A 20,472-nucleotide genomic window follows, 5' to 3' on the forward strand; every position below is an offset into this window, starting at 1 on the left:
AGGCCATGGGGGACCCTAGGGTTTCTGGGCGCGGATCTCGAAGCCCGCGAGGTAGTCCCGGATCCCTTCCACGATGGCGGCGGAAACCTTGGCCTGGTTGGCCGGGTCGGAGATGAAAGCCGCCTCCTTCTGGTTGCTGATGAAGCCGATCTCGAGGAGCACGGACGGGACGTTGGTCCCGATCAGCACGACGAAGGGCGCGGTTTTCACCCCCCGGTCCCGGGCGGCGGGGTCGAGCGGCCTCAGGGCCTTGCAGAGGTGGTGGTGCATCTTCCGGGCGAAGAGGCGCGACTCCTTCATCTTCTCGTACTGGGTGATCTTGCGGATGACGTCGCTGAGGTCCCCCAGGCCCTTCTCCGTGGTGGCGTTCTCGTAGGCGGCCAGCATCAGGGCGGCCCGGTCCCGGGAAAAGCCGAGGAAGAAGGTCTCCAGCCCGCCCACTTTCCGGTCCCGGCTGGCGTTGGCGTGGAGGGAGATGAAGAGGTCCGCCTTTTCCGTGTTGACGCGGGCCGTGCGCTGTTCCAGGGGGATGAAGACGTCCGCGTCCCGGGTGAGGACGACTTCGATCTCGAGGGTCGCCTCGATCTGCCGCTTCAGTTCGCGGGCGATGGCCAGGACGACGTCCTTCTCGAGGAGGCCGTCGTACCCTATGGACCCGGTGTCCTTGCCGCCGTGGCCGGGGTCGATCACGATCTTGCCGATCTTCAGGCGCATCACGCGGCTGAGGGTGGCCACGTCGATCCGTTCCGGCGGGGGTGCGCCCGGCGGCTTGACGTCCGGGCCCCCGGCGGCGGGCGGGGTCGAGACGGGCCGGGAGGGCGGCGTCACCGGCGCCGTCGCGGCCGGCGGCGGCGGCGTGGGTTGCGGGGTCGTCGGGGGAACGGCCGGCGAGGCGGCCGCGGGCTTTTTCCCGCTTCCCGAACGCCGGGGCGGCGGGGGGAGGTCCCGAACCTCGATGCCGCTGCCGATGGGGCGCCCGCCCCCCTGGAACACCTGGGCGAGCTTCTTCCGCCGCTCGAGCACCATGGCGCTCTGCTCGGGGTCGCGGATGTCGATGACGACGCTGTTGGTGTTGGGCAGGGAGAAGACGGTGTAGGAACCCGCTTTCTTGAAGTCGAGGACCACCCGGACCACCTCGGGCTTGTAGAGGGCGGCCCGGATCCCGCTGAGGTAGATGTCGTCGGGGGGGGCGATCCGCTCCTTCGTGTCCGGGCCCAGGACGGCGGGGTCGAAGTCGAAGAAGATCCGGTACGGGTTGTAGGCGGCGTCGTGGGTGTAGGTCACCCGGCCGTCGAAGTCCAGGATGACCCGCGTGTAGTCGCTGGTGGACCAGAAGCGGATGTCGGTCAGGCGGGGAGGCTTCCCGGCCGGGCCGCCCTCCCGGGGCGGTGCGGGGCCGGTCTCGGCGGTCTTGAGGGCCTTGAGTTTCCGGGAGACTTCCAGGGTGGACGCGTGCCGGGGGTATCGTTTCAGGTACGCCTCGTAAACGGCCCGGGCCTCGTCGGGGCGGTTCAGGTCCTCGGAGAGGATGTCCCCCTTGAGCTTGAGGGCTTCACGCTGGAGGGGGGAGTAGGGGTATTCCTTGAGGAGCCAGTCCAGGGACTCGATCGCCCGCTCGATCCACCGGGGCTGGTTGAAGCGTTTCCCGCCCTCCCGGCGGAGGAGGCTGGTCCGCAGGAGGGCGTTGTCGCACTCCCCCGCGCCGGGGTCGAGCCAGGGGACCTTGCGGTAGAGGCCGATGATGGACTCGTAATCCGCCTGGCGGCGCTGCTCGGGGGGGACCTGCCGGAGGGCCTGCTCCTTCTCGTCCGCCTGGGCGAAGGCCGCCTTGGTGCCTTCCCGGTCCCGGGCGGCCGTCGCGGGCCCCCACGCCAGGGCGGCGAGGAGCACCGCCGGGATGACGGTGCGGGGGAGGAGGCGTTTGCCGGTCAACATGCCCATTCTCGCTCACCAGTACTCGACGTGGTGCCGAACCAGTTCCGAAGGCGTGATCTGCTCCACTTCCTGGATGACCCGGGAGGCCTGCTGCTCCACCGAGGCCCGGGAGTTCGAAACCAGGGCCACGGCCAGCAGGGCGCGCTGCCACAGGTCCTGGAAGCCCACCTCGGCCACGGAGACGTTGAACCGCGCGCCCAACCCGTCCTTCAGCCGCCGGAGGATCATCCGCTTCTCCTTCAGGGAGTGCGCGTCGGGGAAAAAGAACTCGAAGTGCATCACCGCCACGTGGGTTTGCGCTTCCATGTCACGAATCCAGGGTTGCCTTCACCTTTTCCACGACGTAGAACTGAAGCTCGTCGTCGACCTTGATGTCGTTGTAGTTCTCGATCCCCACGCCGCACTCGTACCCCGCCTTCACCTCGGTGGTGTCCTCCTTGAAGCGCTTGAGGGAGGAGATGCGACTGTCGTAGACCACGGCGCCGCCGCGGAAGAGGCGGACCCGGCTGTCCCGCCGGATGACCCCGTCCTGGACGTAGGTCCCGGCGATGGTGCCGATCCCCGTGATCCGGAAGGTGTCGCGGACCGTGGCGGTCCCGATGACCGTCTCCCGCTGGGTGAACTCCAGAAGGCCCTCCATGGCCTTCTTGATGTCGTCGGCGATGGTGTAGATGACGTTGTAGAAGTGGATGTCCACGTTCTCGCGCTGGGCCAGGTCCTCGGCCATCTTGGAGGGCTTGACGTTGAAGCCCACCACGATGGCGTTGGAGGCCGACGCCAGCAGGACGTCGTTCTCGTTGATGGCGCCCACCGCGCTGTGAAGGATCCGGATCTTCACCTTCTCGGTGCTGAGCCGGTTCAGCAGGGTCTCGATGGCGTCCCGGGAGCCCTGCACGTCGACCTTGAGGATGATGGGCAGTTCCTTGATCTGCCCCTGCTGAAGCTTCTCGAAGAGGGTCTCCAGGCTGACGCGGGTGTCGGTTTTCCGGAGGAGTTCCTCCCGCTGCTTCTGCTGGCGGTAGAGGCTGAGCTGGCGGGCCTTGGAGATGTCGTCGGTGGCGAAGAACTTCTCGCCGGCCTGCGGCACGTTTTCGAGGCCCAGGACCATCACGGGGGTGGACGGTCCCGCCATGTCGATGCGGCGGTTGTTCTCGTCGTGCATGGCCCGGATCTTGCCGGAGATGGAGCCCGCCACGATGTAGTCGCGCTCGAAGAGGGTGCCGTTCTGCACCAGGAGGGTGGCCACGGGGCCCCGCGCCCGGTCGAGGCGGGACTCGATGACCGTCCCCATGGCCTTGGTCTGGGGGTTGGCCTTGAGTTCCTGCAGGTCGGCCACCAGGAGGATCATCTCCAGGAGGTGGTCGATGTTGATGTGCTTCTTCGCCGAGACCTCGCAGAAGACGTTCTTGCCGCCCCACTCCTCGGAAATCAGGTCGAGGGCCGCCAGGTCGTGTTTCACCCGGTCGATGTTGGCGTTGGGCTTGTCGATCTTGTTGATGGCCACGACGATGGGGACGCCGGCGGCCCGGGCGTGCTGCACCGCCTCCACCGTCTGGGGCATGACCCCGTCGTCCGCGGCGACCACCAGGACGACGATGTCCGTGATCTGCGCCCCGCGGGCGCGCATGAGGGTGAACGCCTCGTGGCCGGGGGTGTCGATGAAGGTGATCCGGCGGTCGTTGACCTCCACCTTGTAGGCGCCGATGTGCTGGGTGATCCCGCCGGCTTCCTTCGCGGCCACCATGGTCTGCCGGATGGCGTCCAGCAGCGAGGTCTTGCCGTGGTCCACGTGGCCCATGACCGTCACCACCGGGCCGCGGAAGGTGTAGTGTTCCTTGTCGCTTTCCAGGAACTCGGTTTCGAAGAGGTCCTCCTCGTAGGAGACGGACTCGACGGTGAACCCGTACTCCCGGGCGACGCCGCTCACGACGTCGGCGTCGAGGATCTGGTTGATGTTCACCATGATCCCCTTCATGAACAGGTTCTTGAGGATCTCCCGGACGGGGATGTTGAGGCGCTCGGCGATCTCCTTGACCGACAGGCCCTCGGGGAGGGTGATCTTTTCCATCTCCCGCTCGGTCCGGGTTTCGGCCCAGGCGGTCTCGACCTCTTCCCCGCGGGTGCGGCGGCGCTTCTTGAACCGGCGCTTGTGCTGGTCGGTGGGGCGGAAGAGGCTGAAGCCCTTGTCGGCCTCGCCCTGGGGGGCCGGCCCCGTGGACGTCCGCTTGAGGACCTTCCCCTTCTTCTTCTCCTTCTTGATCTCCCGGACGATCAGGCCCTCCTTCTCGGCGGGGGCGGCCGGCGGGGCGGGGAGCACCGCCTCGGCGACGGCGGTCACCTCGGCGGCGGCCGCTTCCACCGGCGGGGCCACGGGAGGCTTCTCGAGGCGGGCCTTCCGCTGGATCTCCTCGATGATCTCCTTGGACGCCTTTCGGATGACCTTCTTCTCGCCCTCCTCCACCGGAACCGCGGGCTTGGCCGCGACGGCTTCGGGGGGGGCGACCTCCTCCGGCACGGGCACGTCCTCGACGAGCTCTTCCTCGATCAGTTCCTCCGCCAGGGGGCGGACGTCGCCGGGCCGGTCGGCCTTGCGGATCTTCATGTCCTTGGACATGGCGGTCTCGAGCGGCGTCAGCTCCGGCTTCTTGGGCTTGGTCTTGACGACCTTCTTCTTGGAGATCGCCTTCGCCCGCTCGGCCTTCTTCTCCTGCTCGATCTGGAGGTTGGAGAGAAGCTTGAGGTGAGACTGGACCTTGCCCACGAAACGGGGGTCGATGGGTTGGTTGGCCGAGAAGAGCATCACCCCGATTTTCTTCAGCTCCTTCAGAATGACCTTGCTGTCGAGACGGAATTCCTCGGCCAGCTGATTGACTGTCACGTTATCCATATACGCCTCTGTTCACTCCCCGGCCCCTCGATCTCCCCTTCGGGCGCTCCGGGCCTGGCTGTTTCAACTTCCCGTTCGGGCTCCCCGAGGGGAAAACGTCATTCTTCGCTCGCGGGAGGAGGGTTCTCCGCCGCCAGCCTTTCTCCCATGTTCCGCATTTCGCCTTCGATCTCGCGACGCTTCTCCTCCTCGCTCTTGATGTCGATCTGCCACCCGATGAGGCGGGAGGCCAGGCGGACGTTCTGCCCCTTCTTCCCGATGGCGAGGGAGAGGTTGTCGTTGTCCACGATCACCTCCATGATCTTGCGCGAGGGCTCCTTGATGAGCACGCGCACGATCTCCGCCGGGCTCAGGGCGTTGACGGCGAAATCGACGGGGTCCTCGGCCCACTCGATGATGTCGATCTTCTCGCCGCGGAGTTCCTTGATGATGGTCATGATCCGGGACCCTTTCATCCCCACGCAGGCCCCCACGGGGTCCACGTCGGCTTCCCGGCTCCACACGGCGATCTTGGTCCGCTCGCCCGCCTCGCGCTCGATCCCCTTGACCACCACGGTGCTCTCGGAGATTTCCGGGACCTCCAGCATGAAGAGGTTGCGGATCAGGTCGGGGTGGGACCGCGACACGACGATCTGGGGCTCCTTCGAGGACTTGCCGACCCGCAGGACCAGCAGCCGCATGCGCTCGCCGCGGGCGTAGTTCTCGCCGTGGACCTGCTCCTTGTAGGGCAGGTAGGCCTCGGCGTCGCCCACCTCGAAGACCACGTTGCGGTCCTCGTAGCGCTTGACGATCCCCGTCACCAGGCTGTGCTCCTTGTCCTTGAAGTTGTCGAAGACCCGGTCCTTCTCGGCGTCGCGCACCCGCTGGATGATGACCTGCTTCGCGATCTGGGCCGCGATGCGCCCGAGGCCTTCCGTGGGCTTGGGGATCTCCACCACGTCGCCCTCCACCAGGGAGTCGTCCAGGGACATCGCCTCGTCTAAGCCGATCTCGACGGCGGTGTTCTCCACGTTCGCCACGATGGTCTTCACGGCGAAGATGTCGATCACGCCCGTGTCACGGTTCAGGCGCGCCTTGATGTCCTCCTTGGTCTTGAAGTACTTCTTCGCCGCCGCCACCATGGCGTCCTCGATGGCGTGGATGATCACGTCCTGGTCAAGGCTTTTCTCGCGGCTGATCTGTTCGATGGCGCTGATCAAGCTGTTTCCCATACCGAGTCCTCGTCCTTAGAATTTCACGATCAATCGGGCGGTTTCGACGTCCCCCCAGGCGAAGCGCCGCCGGGCCCCGTCCGCGGCCAGGAGGGAAAACCCCTCGTCGTCGGGCCCCTCCAGGACCCCGGTGAACCGGCGCGAGCCGTCCGCCGCGACCTTCAGGCGCAGCTCGATCTCGCGGCCGGCGTTGGCGCGGAAGTGCGCCGGCGTGTGCAGCCGGCGGTCGAGGCCCGGGGAGGACACCTCGAGGGTGTACCGGCCCGGGACGGGGTCTTCCACGTCCAGCAGCGTGCCCAGTTCCCGGCTGACCCGCTCGCAGTCCCCGACGGTCACCCCTTCCGGCCGGTCGATGGTGACGCGGAGGATGCCGCGGTGCCCGGAGGACCACTCGACGTGGTAGAGTTCCACGCCGCAGAGTTCGGCGGCTTCCCTGGCCAGGCGCTGGACGGTGTCCGTTTTCACGGGGTCTCCGGTTAAAAAAAAATGGGCGTGACGCCCACCGAAAATGGCATTATAGCCATCGCGGACCCCGGGAGCAAGCAATTTTTCTGCCCCCTTTCGGATTTCGGGACGGGGGTGGCCGCCCGGGAGCCGCCCGGGACCGAAAAAATGCGGGTGACCGTTGAACAAAAACGGCCTCCCCGCCATCCAACGAGTGTGACGGGATATTTGGAAAGGCGGTGTACCATGAAAAGCAGAATCTTCAACCTTCTCACGTTCGTCGTGGTGCTTTTCTCTTTCGGCCTGGTCCTGGGCGCGGAACGCATCCCCCGCATCAGCTACGTCGGGGGTGACGTCGCCATCCAGGTGCAGGGGGACAACGGGTGGGAAAGCGCGGACACCAACATGCCTCTCCAGGAGGGCGACCTTCTCTCCGCGGAGAAGAACGGCCTCGCGGAGGTCCAGGTGGACGACGGCAGCTTCATCCGGGTGAACCGGTCCAGCGAGCTGCGCTTCGAGCAGCTGCGCCGGGACCGGGTCCTCCTGAACATGCGCTTCGGTGACGTGATCGTCCACGTCCGGAGCAGCGCGGACTACTTCGTCCAGACCCCCCAGGGCACCGTCCGGCTCCAGCAGGAAGGGATCTACCGGGTCACGGTCGAGAACGCCAACATCGTCGAGATCCAGGTGAAATCCGGCCGGGCCCACTTCGAGAACAGCGAGGTGTCCCGGAAGGTCGCCTCCGGCCGGCGGCTGGTGGTGACCGACGGCGACGAGGAGGTCATGGGCTACCTCAGCCGGGAGGACGACTTCGACGAGTGGAGCGACGAGCGGGACTCCCGCTTCGCGTCGGTCTACCAGTCGAGCCGGTACATCCCCGCCTCGGTGAGCTACGGCGTCTACGACCTGGACACCTACGGGTCCTGGGTGAACGTGCCCAGCTACGGCTACTGCTGGCGGCCGACGTCGGTCTGGTCCGACTGGGCCCCCTACCGCTACGGCTACTGGCGGCACTGCGGGGGCTGGGGTTACACCTGGGTTTCCTACGATCCCTGGGGGTGGCTGCCGTACCACTACGGGCGCTGGTCCTACACCTCTTCGTGGGGCTGGGTCTGGCTGCCCGGCAGTTCCTGGGGGATCGACGTGTGGTGCCCGGGCGTGGTCCGGTTCTCCATGTGGGGCGGCAACGTCGGGTGGTGCCCCCTGGGCCCCGGGGACTACTACTGGGACTACTGGCGCTACGGGAACGGTTACCACCACGGCCACAACAACTACTACAACTGCGTGAACGTCAACCACAACGCGGTGACCTACGTCAACACGGACGACTTCCGCCGGGGGCGGCCCATCGGCGCGGGGGCCTACAACCGGAACCTGCTCATCGGGAACTCCGCCCGCGGCTCCCAGGCCGTCAACTTCCGGACCGACAGCAGCACCGGCCGGCAGCTCTTCCAGCGTGAACGGGTCCTGGCGGGCGCCCCCCGCATCGACCCCCTCCGGACCGCTTCCGCCGGCCGGGTCGCCTCCGGGCGGAGCCGGGACGTCAGCGCCCGCGACGGGTCAAGCTCCCCGGCCTACGGGCGCGGGTCCTCCTCCCGCTACGAGGGGCGCGGGGCGCAGCCGTCCTCCCAGGCCTCCCGGGGCAGTGCCCGGTCCGATGACACCTACACCCGCGGCGCCGGCGGTTCGCCCCGCTCCGACACGGGGAGCCGGGGCAGCCAGGGGGCCTCCTCCGACCGCGGCAACCGCGGGCGCCCGGGGGTGGAATCCGGCTCCAGCAGCGACTCGTCCCGTTCCCGGTCCTACGAGGGCTCGTCCTCCAGCCGGTCCGGGGGGTCCTCCCGCTCCGACACCTCCCGGGGGTCTTCGGGTTCCAGCCGGAGCGACTCCTCCCGGGGGTCGTCCGACACCTCCCGGGGGTCCTCGGGCTCCAGCCGGAGCGACTACTCCCGGGGGTCGTCCGATTCTTCTTCGCGCGGCTCCTCGGGGTCGAGCGGCAGCGACAGCTCCCGGGGCAACCCGGGGTCCTCCTCGACGTCCCCGTCGCGGCCCGGGCGAAGTGACAGCGACTCGTCCTACAACCGCGGCCGGTCCGGTTCCAGCGACGCCTACCCGAGCTATCGCGCTTCGGGATACGACGGTTCCTCCCGTTCCGCTTCCTCCGAATCCTCCCGGGGCTCCTATTCCACTCCGAGTTCCTCTTCCCGGTCCTCCTCCACGAGTTCCCCGTCGTACTCGCGGTCCTCCGACTCCTCGCGGTCTTCGAGCGGCTCGAGCCGCTCCTACTCGCCGCCCTCTTCTTCGTCGAGCCGGTCGTACTCGCCGCCGCCCTCGTCCTCCTCCTCGGGGCGTTCGTACTCGCCGCCGCCCTCTTCTTCGTCGAGCCGGTCGTATTCGCCGCCGCCTTCTTCTTCGAGCCGGTCCTATTCGCCGCCCCCCTCGTCCTCCTCGTCGGGGCGCTCCTACTCGCCGCCGTCCTCGTCCTCCTCTTCCGGGCGTTCCTACTCGCCGCCGCCCTCCTCTTCGTCGAGCCGCTCCTATTCGCCGCCGCCTTCCTCCTCCGGGGGGGGCTCGAGCCGCGGCGGTTCATCCTCTTCTTCTTCCTCCTCGTCCTCCTCCTCTTCCGGTTCCAGGGATTCGGGACGCCACCGCTGAGGCTGAAGGGTTCGTAGACAGTCGGAAACGAACGGCAAGTGTCTGCAAAGCCTTTGATTGAGCCATCGCCCCGCAGGGTGATGGCTCTTTTTGCGGGGGTGTCAAGGTTGACATCCCCGTAAGAAGACCGGACCCATCAAACCACAGAGAACGCAAAGACACGCAAAGGAAATCCGGACGCCTGGATTCCAATGTATTTTGAAGGCCTGCCATTCTCTGTGTTCGATGCGTTCTTTGCGGCTGAATTGACGTTTGCGAACGATTCGAGCTTCCCACAAGCGAAACGGCCGGCAATGCCGGCCGTTTTCTTGTGGTCACGGGTTCGCTTTCGCAGGGGTCAGTTCGTCCGGCCGCGGGAGAGGTCCATGAGCCGGGCGACGCGCGCCTCCACGGGCGGGTGGGTGCTGAAGAGGGAGAGGAGGTTTTTCCCGCTGAGGGGGCTCACGATGAACATGTGGGCCGTCTGGGGGGAGGCCTCCAGGGGGACCCGGCGGTTGGCCGTCTCGAGCCGGCGCAGCGCACTGGCCAGCCCGAGCGGCGTGCCGGCGATCCGGGCGCCGCTCTCGTCGGCGAGATACTCGCGGGAGCGGGAGATGGCCATCTGGATCAGGATGGCGGCGATGGGGGCCAGGATCACCATCAGCAGCGCGCCCAGCCCCCCGCCCCCTTCCTCGTCGTCGCGGCTGCCGCCGAACATCATCCCCCACCGGGCCATGTCGGCGGCCCACATGATGGCGCCGGCGAGGGTGGCGGAGATGGAGCTGATCAGGATGTCGCGATTCTTCACGTGGGCGATCTCGTGGGCCAGGACGCCGGTCAGTTCCTCGTCGTCCATCAGGCGCAGAATCCCCTCGGTCACGGCCACCGCGGCGTGGGAGGGGTTTCTCCCGGTGGCGAAGGCGTTGGGGGCGTCCGAGGGGATGACGTAAACGGGAGGGGCCGGGATCCGGGCGGACGAGGCCAGGGTGTGCACGATCCGGTCCAGGCGGGCGTCTTCGCCGGGGGCCAGCTTTCGGGCGCGGTACATGGCCAGGACGATCTTGTCCGAGAAGAAATAGGCGACGAAATTCATGACGGCCGCGACGGCCAGGGCCACCGTCAAGCCCCCGGTGCCCCAGATGCTGCCGATGCCCAGGAAGAGCCCGGTGAGAAGGCCGAGCAGCAGGGTCGTTTTCATCACGTTCATGACAACCTCCTTTTCGAGCCCGCCGGGCGAGCCCGCGGATCCCTGTATGTACGAATTTTACCCCTTGACGTTTCATGGGGTCCCTGGGGAATTGAAGGCGGTTTCCCGGACTTTGCGTCTTCACCCCGTCAGGGGTGAAATATTTGTAGAATAAACGGTTATAAAGAACTCCCCCCGCGCGCCGCCGGCACGGGATGGCGCCCCGCGGCACGATTTCCCCCCGGCGGCGCGCGGGGGTGGGACTTGAATAAACAACTCTTATGATTCTTCCCCGTGCCTCCGTGCCTCCGTGAGATTAAAATACGGACTCATTACCCGAGCGTCAAGGCTTAAGGATGCACACTGCGGGAACGGCGGTTCGGGATTTTCTGATACGCCTTGTTGATTCAGGTGGAAATGTGGGATAATACCCCGTTGCCGGTTTTCCGGCGGGGGTCGGAGGACAGGGAAAAGCTTGCCGGGGGCGGTTCCCGGCGACGTCGCGAAAGGGGCCGCCCCAGGGTCCCACCCAGGGAGATTCCGTTGATCGAGACGGACAGGTGCGAAAAGATCCTGTTCCACGGGGACGGCTCACCGGAGACCGTCCGCGGGCTGAAGCGCCTGGTCCTGCTGTGGGCGCTGAAGGGCCGGACGGTGTGCTGCCCCATCTGCGGGGGCCGGTTTTCGACTTTCGTCCCCTTCCGGCCCTTCGGGGCCGGGCTGCCGACGTCACGGTGCCCCCGGTGCGGCTCCCTCGACCGGACCCGCCTGCTCTGGCTCTTCCTCCGGCAGCGGACCGATTTCTTCCAGAGGCCCGGGACTCTCCTGCACGTCTCCCCGGAGGCGGAGTTCTTCCGGGTCTTTTCGCGGATGAAGGGGCTGACGTACATCCCGTGCGACAAGTTCTGCGAAGGGTACCGCTACGCCAGGGGGACCCGCTTCATGGACATCACGGCCATTCCCCTGGCGGACGCCTCCGTCGACTTCATCCTGTGCTCCCACGTTCTGGAGCACATCCCCGACGACCGGGCGGCGATGCGCGAACTCCGGAGGGTCCTGCACCCGGGGGGGTGGGCCGCTTTCCTGGTTCCCCTGGACCGTTTCCGCGACGAGACGTACGAAGACCCCTCCATCACCGCCCCGGAGGACCGGGCGAAGGCCTACTGGCAGCACGACCACGTGCGCCTCTACGGGAAGGACTTCGTCCTTCGCCTGCAAGGCGAGGGTTTCGACGCCGCCGCCGAGGACTTCGCCAACACCTTCACCCGCGAGGAGGCGTATCACTTCGGGTTTCGGCGGTTCGAGAAGATTTTTTTCTGTCGCAAGGGACCCCGCCGCTGCATTGACGGGGACCGGACGGAACCAGTATAATCACCGGTGCCTGGGAAAGCCGACGGTCCGGCCATCTCCTCCCGGAGGCGAGAATGCAAGATCCCCGAGAGAAATCCGGCGAAACCGGCGCTTCGCGGCAGCTCCCGCCTCCCGAAGCCGAGCGCCTGAACACCATCCGGAAGAACTGGGAGCTCGTGGCCGACGGGGCGGCCTGGGAGACGGCCCTCAACCAGATCTACCGGGATGCGCTGCTGCTCGAGGATGCCGCCCGTGAAGCGGAGCTTCCCCCCGTGGCCGAGGACGCCGCGCGGTTTCACCGTTACCTCGACTTCCTGATCCAGTTCGGGAAGGCCCCGTCGGAGGAGATCATCGACCAGGGGAGCATCCTCCTCGAGGAGTTGGTCCGGAACGCCAAGGACCCGCCGGCGGGGTTGCCGGCGGGCGGGGCCGTCGGCCCCGAGCGTCGCCTGCCCGCCACCACGACCTCCACCATCATCCTGGTGGACGACGAGCCCGCGTTGCTGCAGGGCTTGACGAACCAGCTCAAGTTCTTCGGTTACAACGCGCTCGGCTACTCGAACCTGAGCGATGCCCGGCGGGCGCTGTCCCTCGGCCAGCCGACGATCCTCATCCTGAACGTCTCCATGCCGGGAGACGAGTGGGGGGGGATCCACGCCGCCCGGGAAATGGTCGGGAACAGCTCGGTCCCCCTGATCTTCCTGTCCACCGTGGGAGACATCCGGACGCGCCTGGAGGCGGTCCGGGCCGGCGGTGGCGCCTTCGTGATGAAACCGGTGGACATTCCCGAACTGGTCGACACCCTGGACGGGCTGACCCACCAGGAGGTGGCGGAGCCCTACCGGGTGCTGCTCATCGACGATTCCAAGGCGCTGTCCCACTACTACGCCTCGATCCTCGAGCGCGAGGGGTTCATGGTCTGGATCATGGAAGACCCCATGGAAACCCTGAACGCGCTCGACGAGTTTCAGCCCGACGTCATCCTCCTGGACCTGGACGTCATGCCGTGCGGCGGGGTGGACCTGGCCCGGGTCATCCGTCAGCAGGACCGGTGGGCGGGGATCTCCCTCGCCTTCCTCTCCCCGCGGGAGACGGCCGGGGACGCCCTGGAGTTCCGCCGGGCCACCCGGGAGGACATCCTGACCCGGCCGATGCTCCCCTCCGAGATGACCTCGGAGGTCCTGGCGCTGTCCCGCCGGGCGAGGCTCCTCCGCTCCCTCAGCGTCAAGGACGGCCTCACGGGCCTCCTGAACCGGACCTATCTCAAGGAGAACCTGGACCGGGAACTGCGCCGGTGCCGCCGTTACTCCGCCCCGCTGTCCTACGTCCTCGTGGACATCGATTCCCTGGGCGCCGTGAACCATCTCTACGGGCACCACGCCGGCGACTCGGTCCTGCGCGGGTTCGCCCGGCTCATCCGGAAGCGGCTTCGCTCCACGGACATCGTGGGACGCCTGAGCGGGGGAACGTTCGGCCTCGTGCTCCCCGACGCCGGGGTCGAACCGGCCCGCATCGTGGTGGACGAGATCCGGAAGGACTTCAACACCCTGATGCACCCCGCCTGCAAGGACCACCGGGTCACTTTCTCCGCGGGCGTGGCCTCCTTCCCGCTGATCGGCGACACCCCGACGTTGATCGAGGGGGCCGAGCGCGCCCTTGCCGCCGCCAAACGGCTCGGGAAAAACCGCGTGGAGGCCGTGGGGCGGGCCGCCCCGTCGGCCGAGCGGGTCGCGGCGGCCGCCGCGGCGGCCGCCGCACAGGCGAAGGCCGCTCCCCCGCCGCCCGGTCCCCCCGCGGCCGCCCCGTCGGCGGGCCCGGTGACCCGGCCGCAGCCGGCGGCCCCCGGCGCCGCCGCGCCCCGGCCGTCCCCCCCGGCGGCGAACCCTGCCGCCCCGACGATCCCCGCGCCGGCCCCCGCCGCCCCGGCGGCGAGGCCCCCGGCCGCGGCGCCGCCCCGGCCGGCCCCCGCCGCCCCGGACCCGGCCGCGGTCCCCCGACCGGCCCCGGTTCCGCAGACGCCGGCGTACACGCCGACCTCCCCGCGGCCCGCGACGGTGGCCGCGGCGTCCGCTTCCCCGGCGGCCGCCACCGCACGCCCCGCCCCGGCGCCGGCCGCGGACCCCGGCCCGGCTTCCGGGGACTCAAAGGGGATCGCCTTCATCGGAAACGTCATCCCCGGCTACGGTCTCGACCGGTCCCGGCCGGTGCCGGAGATCCCGGACGACACGCCGCCCCCCGAGCCGCGGGACCGCACGGGCCTCAAGCAGATCGCCCTGATCGACGACGACACCAACCTGTCGAAACTGCTCAAGCACCGGCTGGACGACGCCGGCTTCGACGTGACGGTGTTCAACAACGGCGAACCCGCGCTGCAGTGGATCCAGTCCAACAAGCCCGACCTCGTGATCACGGACCTCCTGCTCCCCCGCATCCACGGTTTCGAGATCTGCCGCCGCATCAAGAACACGCCGCACCTGAAACAGACCCCGGTGATCCTGATGACGGGGGTCTACACCAGCATGAAGTTCGAATTCGAGGGGAAAAACCTGGGGGCGGACGCTTTCGTCCGCAAACCCGTGAACATCGCCGACCTGATCGCCAAGATCAAGGAACTCCTCAATATGTGACCCTGGCTCCCGGGAACCCTCCCGCCTCCCGAGCGTAGTGAAGCGGGGGGGCCGGGCGACCCCCGCGGGTCGGGGATCCTGCGGCCGTCGGGCCCGGGGCGGTTTCGGTTCCCCGCCACCACCGGTACGGAGGGTATTCCATGAAATCACTTCCTTTCCTTGTTCTTCTCCTCCTCTCCGCGGCGACCCCCCGTGCCCAGTCCGACTGCGATTGCCGGAAGGTGGGAAACGACGTGGTGACCACCTGGGGCGTGAAACCCTATGCCATCGAACTCCCCGACACCTACCCGTCGCTGGAGGGGAAAGTGGCGGATTCCGCCGGGGACGCGGTGGACGGCGCCCTCCTGGAGGTTTTCGACCACCCCGAGGCGGGGAGCTGGTTCCGTGGTTCCGCCCCGTCCGGGAAGGCCCGGCAGAAACGCGTGGCCGCCTGCCGCACCGGCGAGGAGGGCTGTTTTCGTTTCAGCCTCTCCGCGGGGGAGTACGAACTGCGGGTCTCCCGGCCGGGTTTCGACGCCGTCGTCCTCCGGGTGAAGGTCAAGCCCGGGGGAAAGGCCCCGGACAAGCCCCTGGAGATCTACCTGCTGAGATAGGCTGAAGGCTGATAGGCTGAAGGCTGATAGGCTGAAGGCTGAAGGCTGTTAGGCTGAAGGCTGTTAGACTGAAGGTCAGAACGGAATTTATCGGTATCGGTATCGCAATCGGAATCGCAGTCGCCATCACAGTCGCCATCCCCATCCCCCTCGAAGCTCCAAGCACAACTGCAACCGCGATCGAAGCCGCCGTCGCAGTTGCCATCCCCCCCGTCGCCTCCGTCGCGCCGGTCGCTTTGCGGAGTGCGGCGCGAAGGCCGCCGGGGCGCGAAGGGACAAAAGGACCAAAAGGACCAAAAGGACCAAAGGGACAGGCTGAGCCGAAGTTGCAGACGGCGCAGACGGGGCATGCGACACGAGCAGGCGCTTTGGTGGCCTTTCCTTGCGAGTTTGGCGCCCTGGCGAGAACCTTCCCGGTTCCTGCTCTCGCCAAGTCGCAAAGCTCGCGAAGAAAAACGGATCGCCGGGGATGCGGTCAGGGGCCATGAAAGCGGGCCCTCACCGGGTTGCCCCGCCTCCGGGAGGAAGCTGTCGGAAGGTCTCTCAAAGGTGCGGAGGCACGGAGAAGCGGCGTCTCCGATCAAGCTCAACCGACCAAACGACGGCTCCTTCCTCCTGTCTCCCAACCAAGGCCCCCTGACGGCTGCCTCTTCCCCCTGCCTTCTGAATTCTGAATTCTGAATTCTCCTGCGCGTGCCCCGCCTTCAGAGCAGGCGCACGGCGGGCAGGCCCGCGGCGCGGGCCATGGCCAGCCACAGCGCACTCCGCGTCGATACGCAGTACAGGGTGCGAATCCCCCTCCGCCCGGCCGCTTCCCTCAGGTTCAGGGCCATCCGCCCGGCCAGGGCGTTGTCCAGGCCCACGAGCATCTCCCCGCGCAGCACCCGCCACGCGGGCGGGGCGGGGACCCACCCGTCCGGCGCGCCGGCTCCCGCCCGGAGGTTCCAGTGCTCCCAGGCTTCCGCTTCCAGGGGCAGCGGCGGCGGCAGGAGGGTGAAGGGACCCCCGGCGTTCCGGGCGGCGAGCCAACCCGTCCCCTCGGCCGGGCCGGGTCCCGTCGGGGCCGCGGCGGCCGGCGGGGAGTCGTCGGCCGGGCAGACGGGTGGAAGGACCGCCGGGAGGCCGGGGCCGACGCGAAACCTCCGGCCTTCGGGCCCCTCGCCGGCGCCGGCCAGGGCGGCCGCCAGCAGTTCAGCCGTCTCCGGCTCGCTGCAGGTCACCGGTTCCCCGGGCGCCAGGCCGTCCAGAGCCTCGCGTGCCAGTCGAAGCAGGCCCTCCTCGTCCCCGGACCGGAAGCGTTGCCAGGCGGACGGGCCCCGGGCCCAGCGGACCTCGCCCTTCCCGCCGATGTCCCGCAGGGAGGCCACGGCGGCCGCCAGGCGGCGGGGCGCGAAGACGGCCGTCAAGGGGTCCGCCAGCAGGCGGGCCGTTCGCGGCCGCTCCGGGGCTTCTTCTCCCGGGGGCGCGGCTGGACCCCGCGGGAAGAGGACCCGGTAAGGGTTCCGGGAGCGGGGGATCGACCGGGCAGCCGGCGTGACCCACGGGGAAGGGCCACCCCGGAACCGGGGGCGCAGGCCCGGGCCCGGCCGGAGGGGACCGCCCCCGGCGTCCGCGGCGGCCGGGCGAAGGGCGCCGATGGCGTTTCGGTGGGCCCGGATCATATCCGGGACGTCGAGCCTCGAAGGGCAGGTCTCCCGGCAGCGCCCGCAGAGGGTGCAGCGGAAATGCACTTCTCCCGAGGGGAAGTCCGCCGGGCCGGCGAAGGACGGAAACCACTTCAGGACCGCCAGCTTTCCCCGGGGCGAATCCTCCTCCCGGCGCGTGAGGGCGTAGACCGGGCAGTCGGGCAGGCACTGGCCGCAGGAAACGCAGTCGCCGGGGTCACGCGAGTTCATGGTGCAGCACCCCGATGACGCCGTTGAAACGGGGGTCGGGCACGGCCCGGACCTCGTCGAACAGCGACTCGGCGCGAATGAAGTGCAAAATGGCCCGGTTGCCGGCGGCGCCGCCCGCCACCAGCAGGACCCCCGAGGGGAAGCGCTCCAGGTCGGGGAGCACGCGCTGGAAGACCGTGTGGTTGATCCCCGCGCAGATCCGCTCCTCCGGCACGCCCTCCACGATCCTCCCGACCACCTCCGACTCGCCGAACGTGGCGCAGACGGCGTCCAGGGCCACCGGGTCGTCGCGGTAATCGCCGATCTCCTCCACCGGGAGGCCCAGGATGCGGGCCATGTTCTCGAGGTAACGCCCGCTCCCCGCGGCGCACCGGTCGTTCATGGCGAAGTCGGTGACCCGGCCTTCCCGGACCCGGATCACCTTGGTGTCCTGGCCGCCGATGTCCAGGAGGGTGAAGTCCCGCAGGCCGGTCTGGAAAGCCGCCCCCTCGGCGTGGGCCTGGAGTTCCGGGACGATGGCCGCCTCGATCATCCCGGCGAGGTGGCGGCCGTAGCCCGTGGCAACGACCTGAAGGGCCCCCGCGGGGATGTTCAGCCCCGACCGGTCGGACAGCGTCCGCCGCAGCGCACCCAGGTCGATGTGGCGGCCGGCGCCGGAGGGCCTGAGGTGGGCCCGGTAGAACTCCATGGGGTCGAACAGCTCCCGGTGCACGAGCTTCCCGTGGCGCAGCAGCCCCAGTTTCACCCACCGGCTGCCGAGGTCCAGGCCCAGGCGGTCCGTGGCCGCGGCGGGAGCGGGCCGTGGGCGGCGGCGGGGACGGATCGCACCCAGGAAGTTTTCCAGCCGGATGTCGTCGCGGGGGGACAGCGGGCCCGGATGATCGGTCTCCAACGTGAGGACGGGGACGCCCAGTTCGTTCCGGAAGACCGGGTCCTCCACCTGGTGGAAGCAGAAGGTCTGGGCGTAGTGGATCACGCAGCGGATGTCCCGGCGGCGGATCTCGCGCCGGATGTCCGCCAGGCGGCCGGCCACCGAGTAGGGGTAGGTGTAGCGGGCGTACTGCTCGAGGAGGGAGGGGGCCTCCACGCACATGGAGAACTGGCGCTGCATCTCGTTGAAGACCACCCGGCCGCCGAAGGACTCCACCCGTTCGTAGAGGTCGTCGATCATGGGCGGCACGCCGATGTACCCCACCCGGACGTCCTCCCGGAAGGGGATGCGCCGTCGGGCCCGGGCGAGGGTCTCCTCCACGCTCCGGCGGAAGGTGGCGGGGTCCCCGTTGAAATCGGAGCCGGACACCAGGAACAGGTGATTCTCGAAGCCGCTCACCAGGCCATCCTCCCAGGTCAGGCGGTCGAGGGTCTCCAGGAGGTCGCGGCAGGGGCGGAGGTCGCGCCACACGGCGCGGGCGGCGTCCACGGAGGTGGCGAAGCGCCGGGCCAGGGCCTCCATCTCCGCCGCCAGGGCGGCCCGGTCGGCGCCGAAGGGGTAGGCGAACGGAACGACGAGGACCCCCCGCTCCTTGAAGATGGACCCCACGGCCTCGGAGGTGGAGCAGTCCCCCTGCACCACTTCCACCACCCGGGACAAGCCCTGGGTGAGGGCGGCGGTGAGGACCCCCTTGTTCCACCCGCAGACCGTCCGGGGCAACCCGCAGCGCTCCGCCTCGAGGGCGAACCGGGCCCGGTTCGGGTGGGTGATGAAGACGTTGTTGAGATCGAGGGGGACCCACCCGCCGGCCATGAGGATTTCCACGGGGACGGTGGTGGTGATCCCGACCCTCCGGTCCTTTTCAGGGGGCATGTCCCCCTCCGTTGACGCCGGTGGGGAAGGCCGGCCGCATCGACGCGAGTCGGTCCGCCAGGCGGCGGTACAGCCGTTGCCGGATCGCCGCGCGCCGCCGCGGGGAACTGCCCGCCGGCACCAGGTCGGAGAGCCGCTGCTCCAGGTCCGCGCCGGCGGCTTCCAGTTGGGGGAGGATGCCGGCCGTGTCCACGGGGTTGTAGGGTACGAAGGCGGCCCGGCAGCCCAGGGCCGCGAAGACCCGGAGAAACCGGGCCGTGGTCGTGTCCGGGCACCCTTTCCGCCAGTTCCCGAGGATGAGTTCGTGCCCCAGCAGGGTGCTGACGACCCGGGGCCGGGAGATCCGTCCCGGCAGGTGGACCGCCCGGACCCGGACCCGACTGATCAGGTCGCGGTAGAGGTCTGGGAGGGAGGGGTGGGGCAGGCTGTCGAGAAAGGTGTCCAGTTGTCGTGTACCGATGCGCATGCGTCGCCTCTGAGGGGAAGATCTTACCATCGGGGCCGGAAAATATGATGTATTTTTTCCGGAAACCCAGTATAATCGGGACGAGGTGCTTCGATTCAGGACCGGTTGCGGGGGGCGACGCCGCCCTGTTTTACGGGACGGGCGCCCGACGGAGTTCAAGCAGGCAGGGAAGGAAAGATGCCGGACCAGGACAGCAGAGGGGAATTCCACATCCTTTTCTACGACAACACGAACCAGAATCTGGATCTGCTCCCCCAGACCAAGATCGCCCTCTTCGCCCGGAAGGTGGAACCCGCCCCGGGGAACCTCGACCCCCGCAAGTTCGCCGCCTACATGACCCCGTACCTCATCATGAGCGGCATGATCATCAAGGACGTGATGGCCCGGAAAGGCATGAAGGTCCTGATCAACTCCTTCTACAACTACCTCAAGCCGACCCGCTACGACATGCTCATCCTCGACCGGACCCGCATCATCCACACCTTCAACGCCGTCGAGGAGTTCTTCTACGACATCCTCTACCCCGACGACAAGGGCAAGACCCGTCCGCTGGAGAAAACGCCCCTGCGCGACCCCGCGTTCCTCTCCAGCACCATGTCCAACACGCAGTTCATCCGGGAGAACCCCATCCAGGGCGAGATGGGGCTGGCGGACCGCATGAACGCCAACCTGGACATCGGCGTCCAGATCTTCCACTTCGAGAAGCTCCACACCATCTACGACAAGCTCAACAACATCATCATTCCCGAGGAAAAGGCCATCTCCGCCATCAAGGAGGACCCGGACCTCAAGAAGCACATCATCAAGGTGGATCTGCGCAAGTACTGCCTGGCCTCCCTCGACGAGGTCGCCTTCGAGCGCAGCAAGATCTACTCCCTCCGCGGTCACTACATCATCGCGCAGACCTTTTACAACAACAAGAACATCGACGCCGCCACCTACCTGATCCTCGACAAGCCCGTGGTCATCAACACCCGCGAGCTGTGCACCAACCCGCGGATCATGGAGACCCTCGTCAGTTCCTTCCTGAACGAGGCCGGCATCATGGACGACCGGGAAGTCATCAACATGGTCAACCAGCAGGTGTCCGGCAAGAGCGTCATGAACTTCCTCAACATTTCGCCGGAGTTGAAAATCTCCTTCCTGAACAAGGAGTACCTCCTCCTCGACAAGGAGTGCATGCGCGAGGACACGGGGATGACCAAGATCATCCCGGCCCGCAAGTTCGTCGCGAACATGTACGAGGCGAAGTACTTCATCGAGATCATCAGGAAAGACTGAGAACAGGCTGTAGGGGTTTAGGCCTGACTGCTGAATCAGGGCCGTCGGGAGCACCACCCCTCGGCCACGGAATCCCGTTCGTGTCTTCCGTGTATTTCGTGGTTCCTTTTCCGGTTTATCCGAATTGGGCTGCAGGTCCGGAGGGGTCCCTTTCCGCGC

13 protein-coding genes and 1 pseudogene are annotated in these 20,472 nt (G+C 67.8%); 5 read left to right on the top strand and 9 right to left on the bottom strand.

The genetic code is table 11. The annotated features are described in order from the left end of the window. Positions 1-15: 15 nt before the first annotated feature. From KA419_16775 to KA419_16795, 5 genes are all read right to left on the bottom strand, one after another. A complete protein-coding gene (locus KA419_16775) occupies positions 16-1,935 on the bottom strand; it encodes an N-acetylmuramoyl-L-alanine amidase (protein MBP7867589.1) in 1,920 nt (639 codons plus the stop codon). Positions 1,936-1,947: 12 nt separating this feature from the next. Beyond that, the gene (locus KA419_16780; GenBank protein MBP7867590.1) at positions 1,948-2,214 is read right to left on the bottom strand and encodes a DUF503 domain-containing protein; all 267 of its coding nucleotides are present in this window, start codon (positions 2,212-2,214) and stop codon (positions 1,948-1,950) included. Between the two features lie 28 nt (positions 2,215-2,242). Further along, positions 2,243-4,822 carry a translation initiation factor IF-2 gene (gene infB / locus KA419_16785; GenBank protein MBP7867591.1) on the bottom strand — a complete coding sequence of 860 codons (2,580 nt, stop codon included), beginning with the start codon at positions 4,820-4,822 and terminating at the stop codon, positions 2,243-2,245. 98 nt (positions 4,823-4,920) lie between these two features. Further along, positions 4,921-6,033 carry a transcription termination/antitermination protein NusA gene (gene nusA / locus KA419_16790; protein ID MBP7867592.1) on the bottom strand — a complete coding sequence of 371 codons (1,113 nt, stop codon included), beginning with the start codon at positions 6,031-6,033 and terminating at the stop codon, positions 4,921-4,923. 15 nt (positions 6,034-6,048) lie between these two features. Further along, positions 6,049-6,498, bottom strand: a complete 450-nt coding sequence (locus KA419_16795) for a ribosome maturation factor RimP (protein ID MBP7867593.1) — start codon at positions 6,496-6,498, stop codon at positions 6,049-6,051. A gap of 225 nt (positions 6,499-6,723) precedes the next feature. Between KA419_16795 and KA419_16800 the strand changes: the two genes are divergently transcribed. Then, positions 6,724-9,132, top strand: a complete 2,409-nt coding sequence (locus tag KA419_16800; GenBank protein ID MBP7867594.1) for a FecR domain-containing protein — start codon at positions 6,724-6,726, stop codon at positions 9,130-9,132. Between the two features lie 337 nt (positions 9,133-9,469). On the opposite strand, the gene KA419_16805 is transcribed toward KA419_16800, so the two are convergent. Further along, positions 9,470-10,318 (bottom strand): zinc metalloprotease HtpX, encoded by an 849-nt coding sequence (locus KA419_16805; protein ID MBP7867595.1) that lies wholly within the window; start codon positions 10,316-10,318, stop codon positions 9,470-9,472. A gap of 522 nt (positions 10,319-10,840) precedes the next feature. Here KA419_16805 and KA419_16810 point away from each other — a divergent pair. From KA419_16810 to KA419_16820, 3 genes are all read left to right on the top strand, one after another. Beyond that, complete coding sequence (locus KA419_16810) at positions 10,841-11,668, top strand: class I SAM-dependent methyltransferase (protein MBP7867596.1); 828 nt, start codon at positions 10,841-10,843, stop codon at positions 11,666-11,668. Between the two features lie 53 nt (positions 11,669-11,721). Continuing rightward, on the top strand, positions 11,722-14,274 hold the full coding sequence (locus KA419_16815; protein MBP7867597.1) for a response regulator: 2,553 nt from the start codon (positions 11,722-11,724) through the stop codon (positions 14,272-14,274). A gap of 140 nt (positions 14,275-14,414) precedes the next feature. Further along, positions 14,415-14,867: a carboxypeptidase regulatory-like domain-containing protein gene (locus KA419_16820; protein MBP7867598.1), complete on the top strand. Its 453-nt coding sequence runs from the start codon at positions 14,415-14,417 to the stop codon at positions 14,865-14,867. Between the two features lie 1,775 nt (positions 14,868-16,642). On the opposite strand, the pseudogene KA419_16825 reads toward KA419_16820, so the two are convergent. The 3 genes and pseudogenes from KA419_16825 to KA419_16835 all read right to left on the bottom strand — a co-directional run bounded on the left by KA419_16825 (position 16,643) and on the right by KA419_16835 (position 19,032). Continuing rightward, a pseudogene (locus tag KA419_16825) lies at positions 16,643-16,762 on the bottom strand (4Fe-4S binding protein). Then, on the bottom strand, positions 16,749-18,566 hold the full coding sequence (locus KA419_16830; protein ID MBP7867599.1) for a 2-hydroxyacyl-CoA dehydratase: 1,818 nt from the start codon (positions 18,564-18,566) through the stop codon (positions 16,749-16,751). The pseudogene KA419_16825 and the gene KA419_16830 overlap by 14 nt, the downstream one beginning before the upstream one ends. Next, complete coding sequence (locus tag KA419_16835; protein MBP7867600.1) at positions 18,556-19,032, bottom strand: hypothetical protein; 477 nt, start codon at positions 19,030-19,032, stop codon at positions 18,556-18,558. Before KA419_16835 ends, KA419_16830 begins: the two co-directional genes overlap by 11 nt. 177 nt (positions 19,033-19,209) lie before the next feature. Here KA419_16835 and KA419_16840 point away from each other — a divergent pair, with 177 nt between their 5' ends. Continuing rightward, entirely contained in the window at positions 19,210-20,313 is a 1,104-nt protein-coding gene (locus KA419_16840; GenBank protein MBP7867601.1) for a hypothetical protein, read from the top strand. Positions 20,314-20,472: the final 159 nt, after the last annotated feature.

The organism is Acidobacteriota bacterium (assembly GCA_018001935.1).
Taxonomy (GTDB): Bacteria; Acidobacteriota; JAAYUB01; order JAAYUB01; family JAAYUB01; genus JAGNHB01.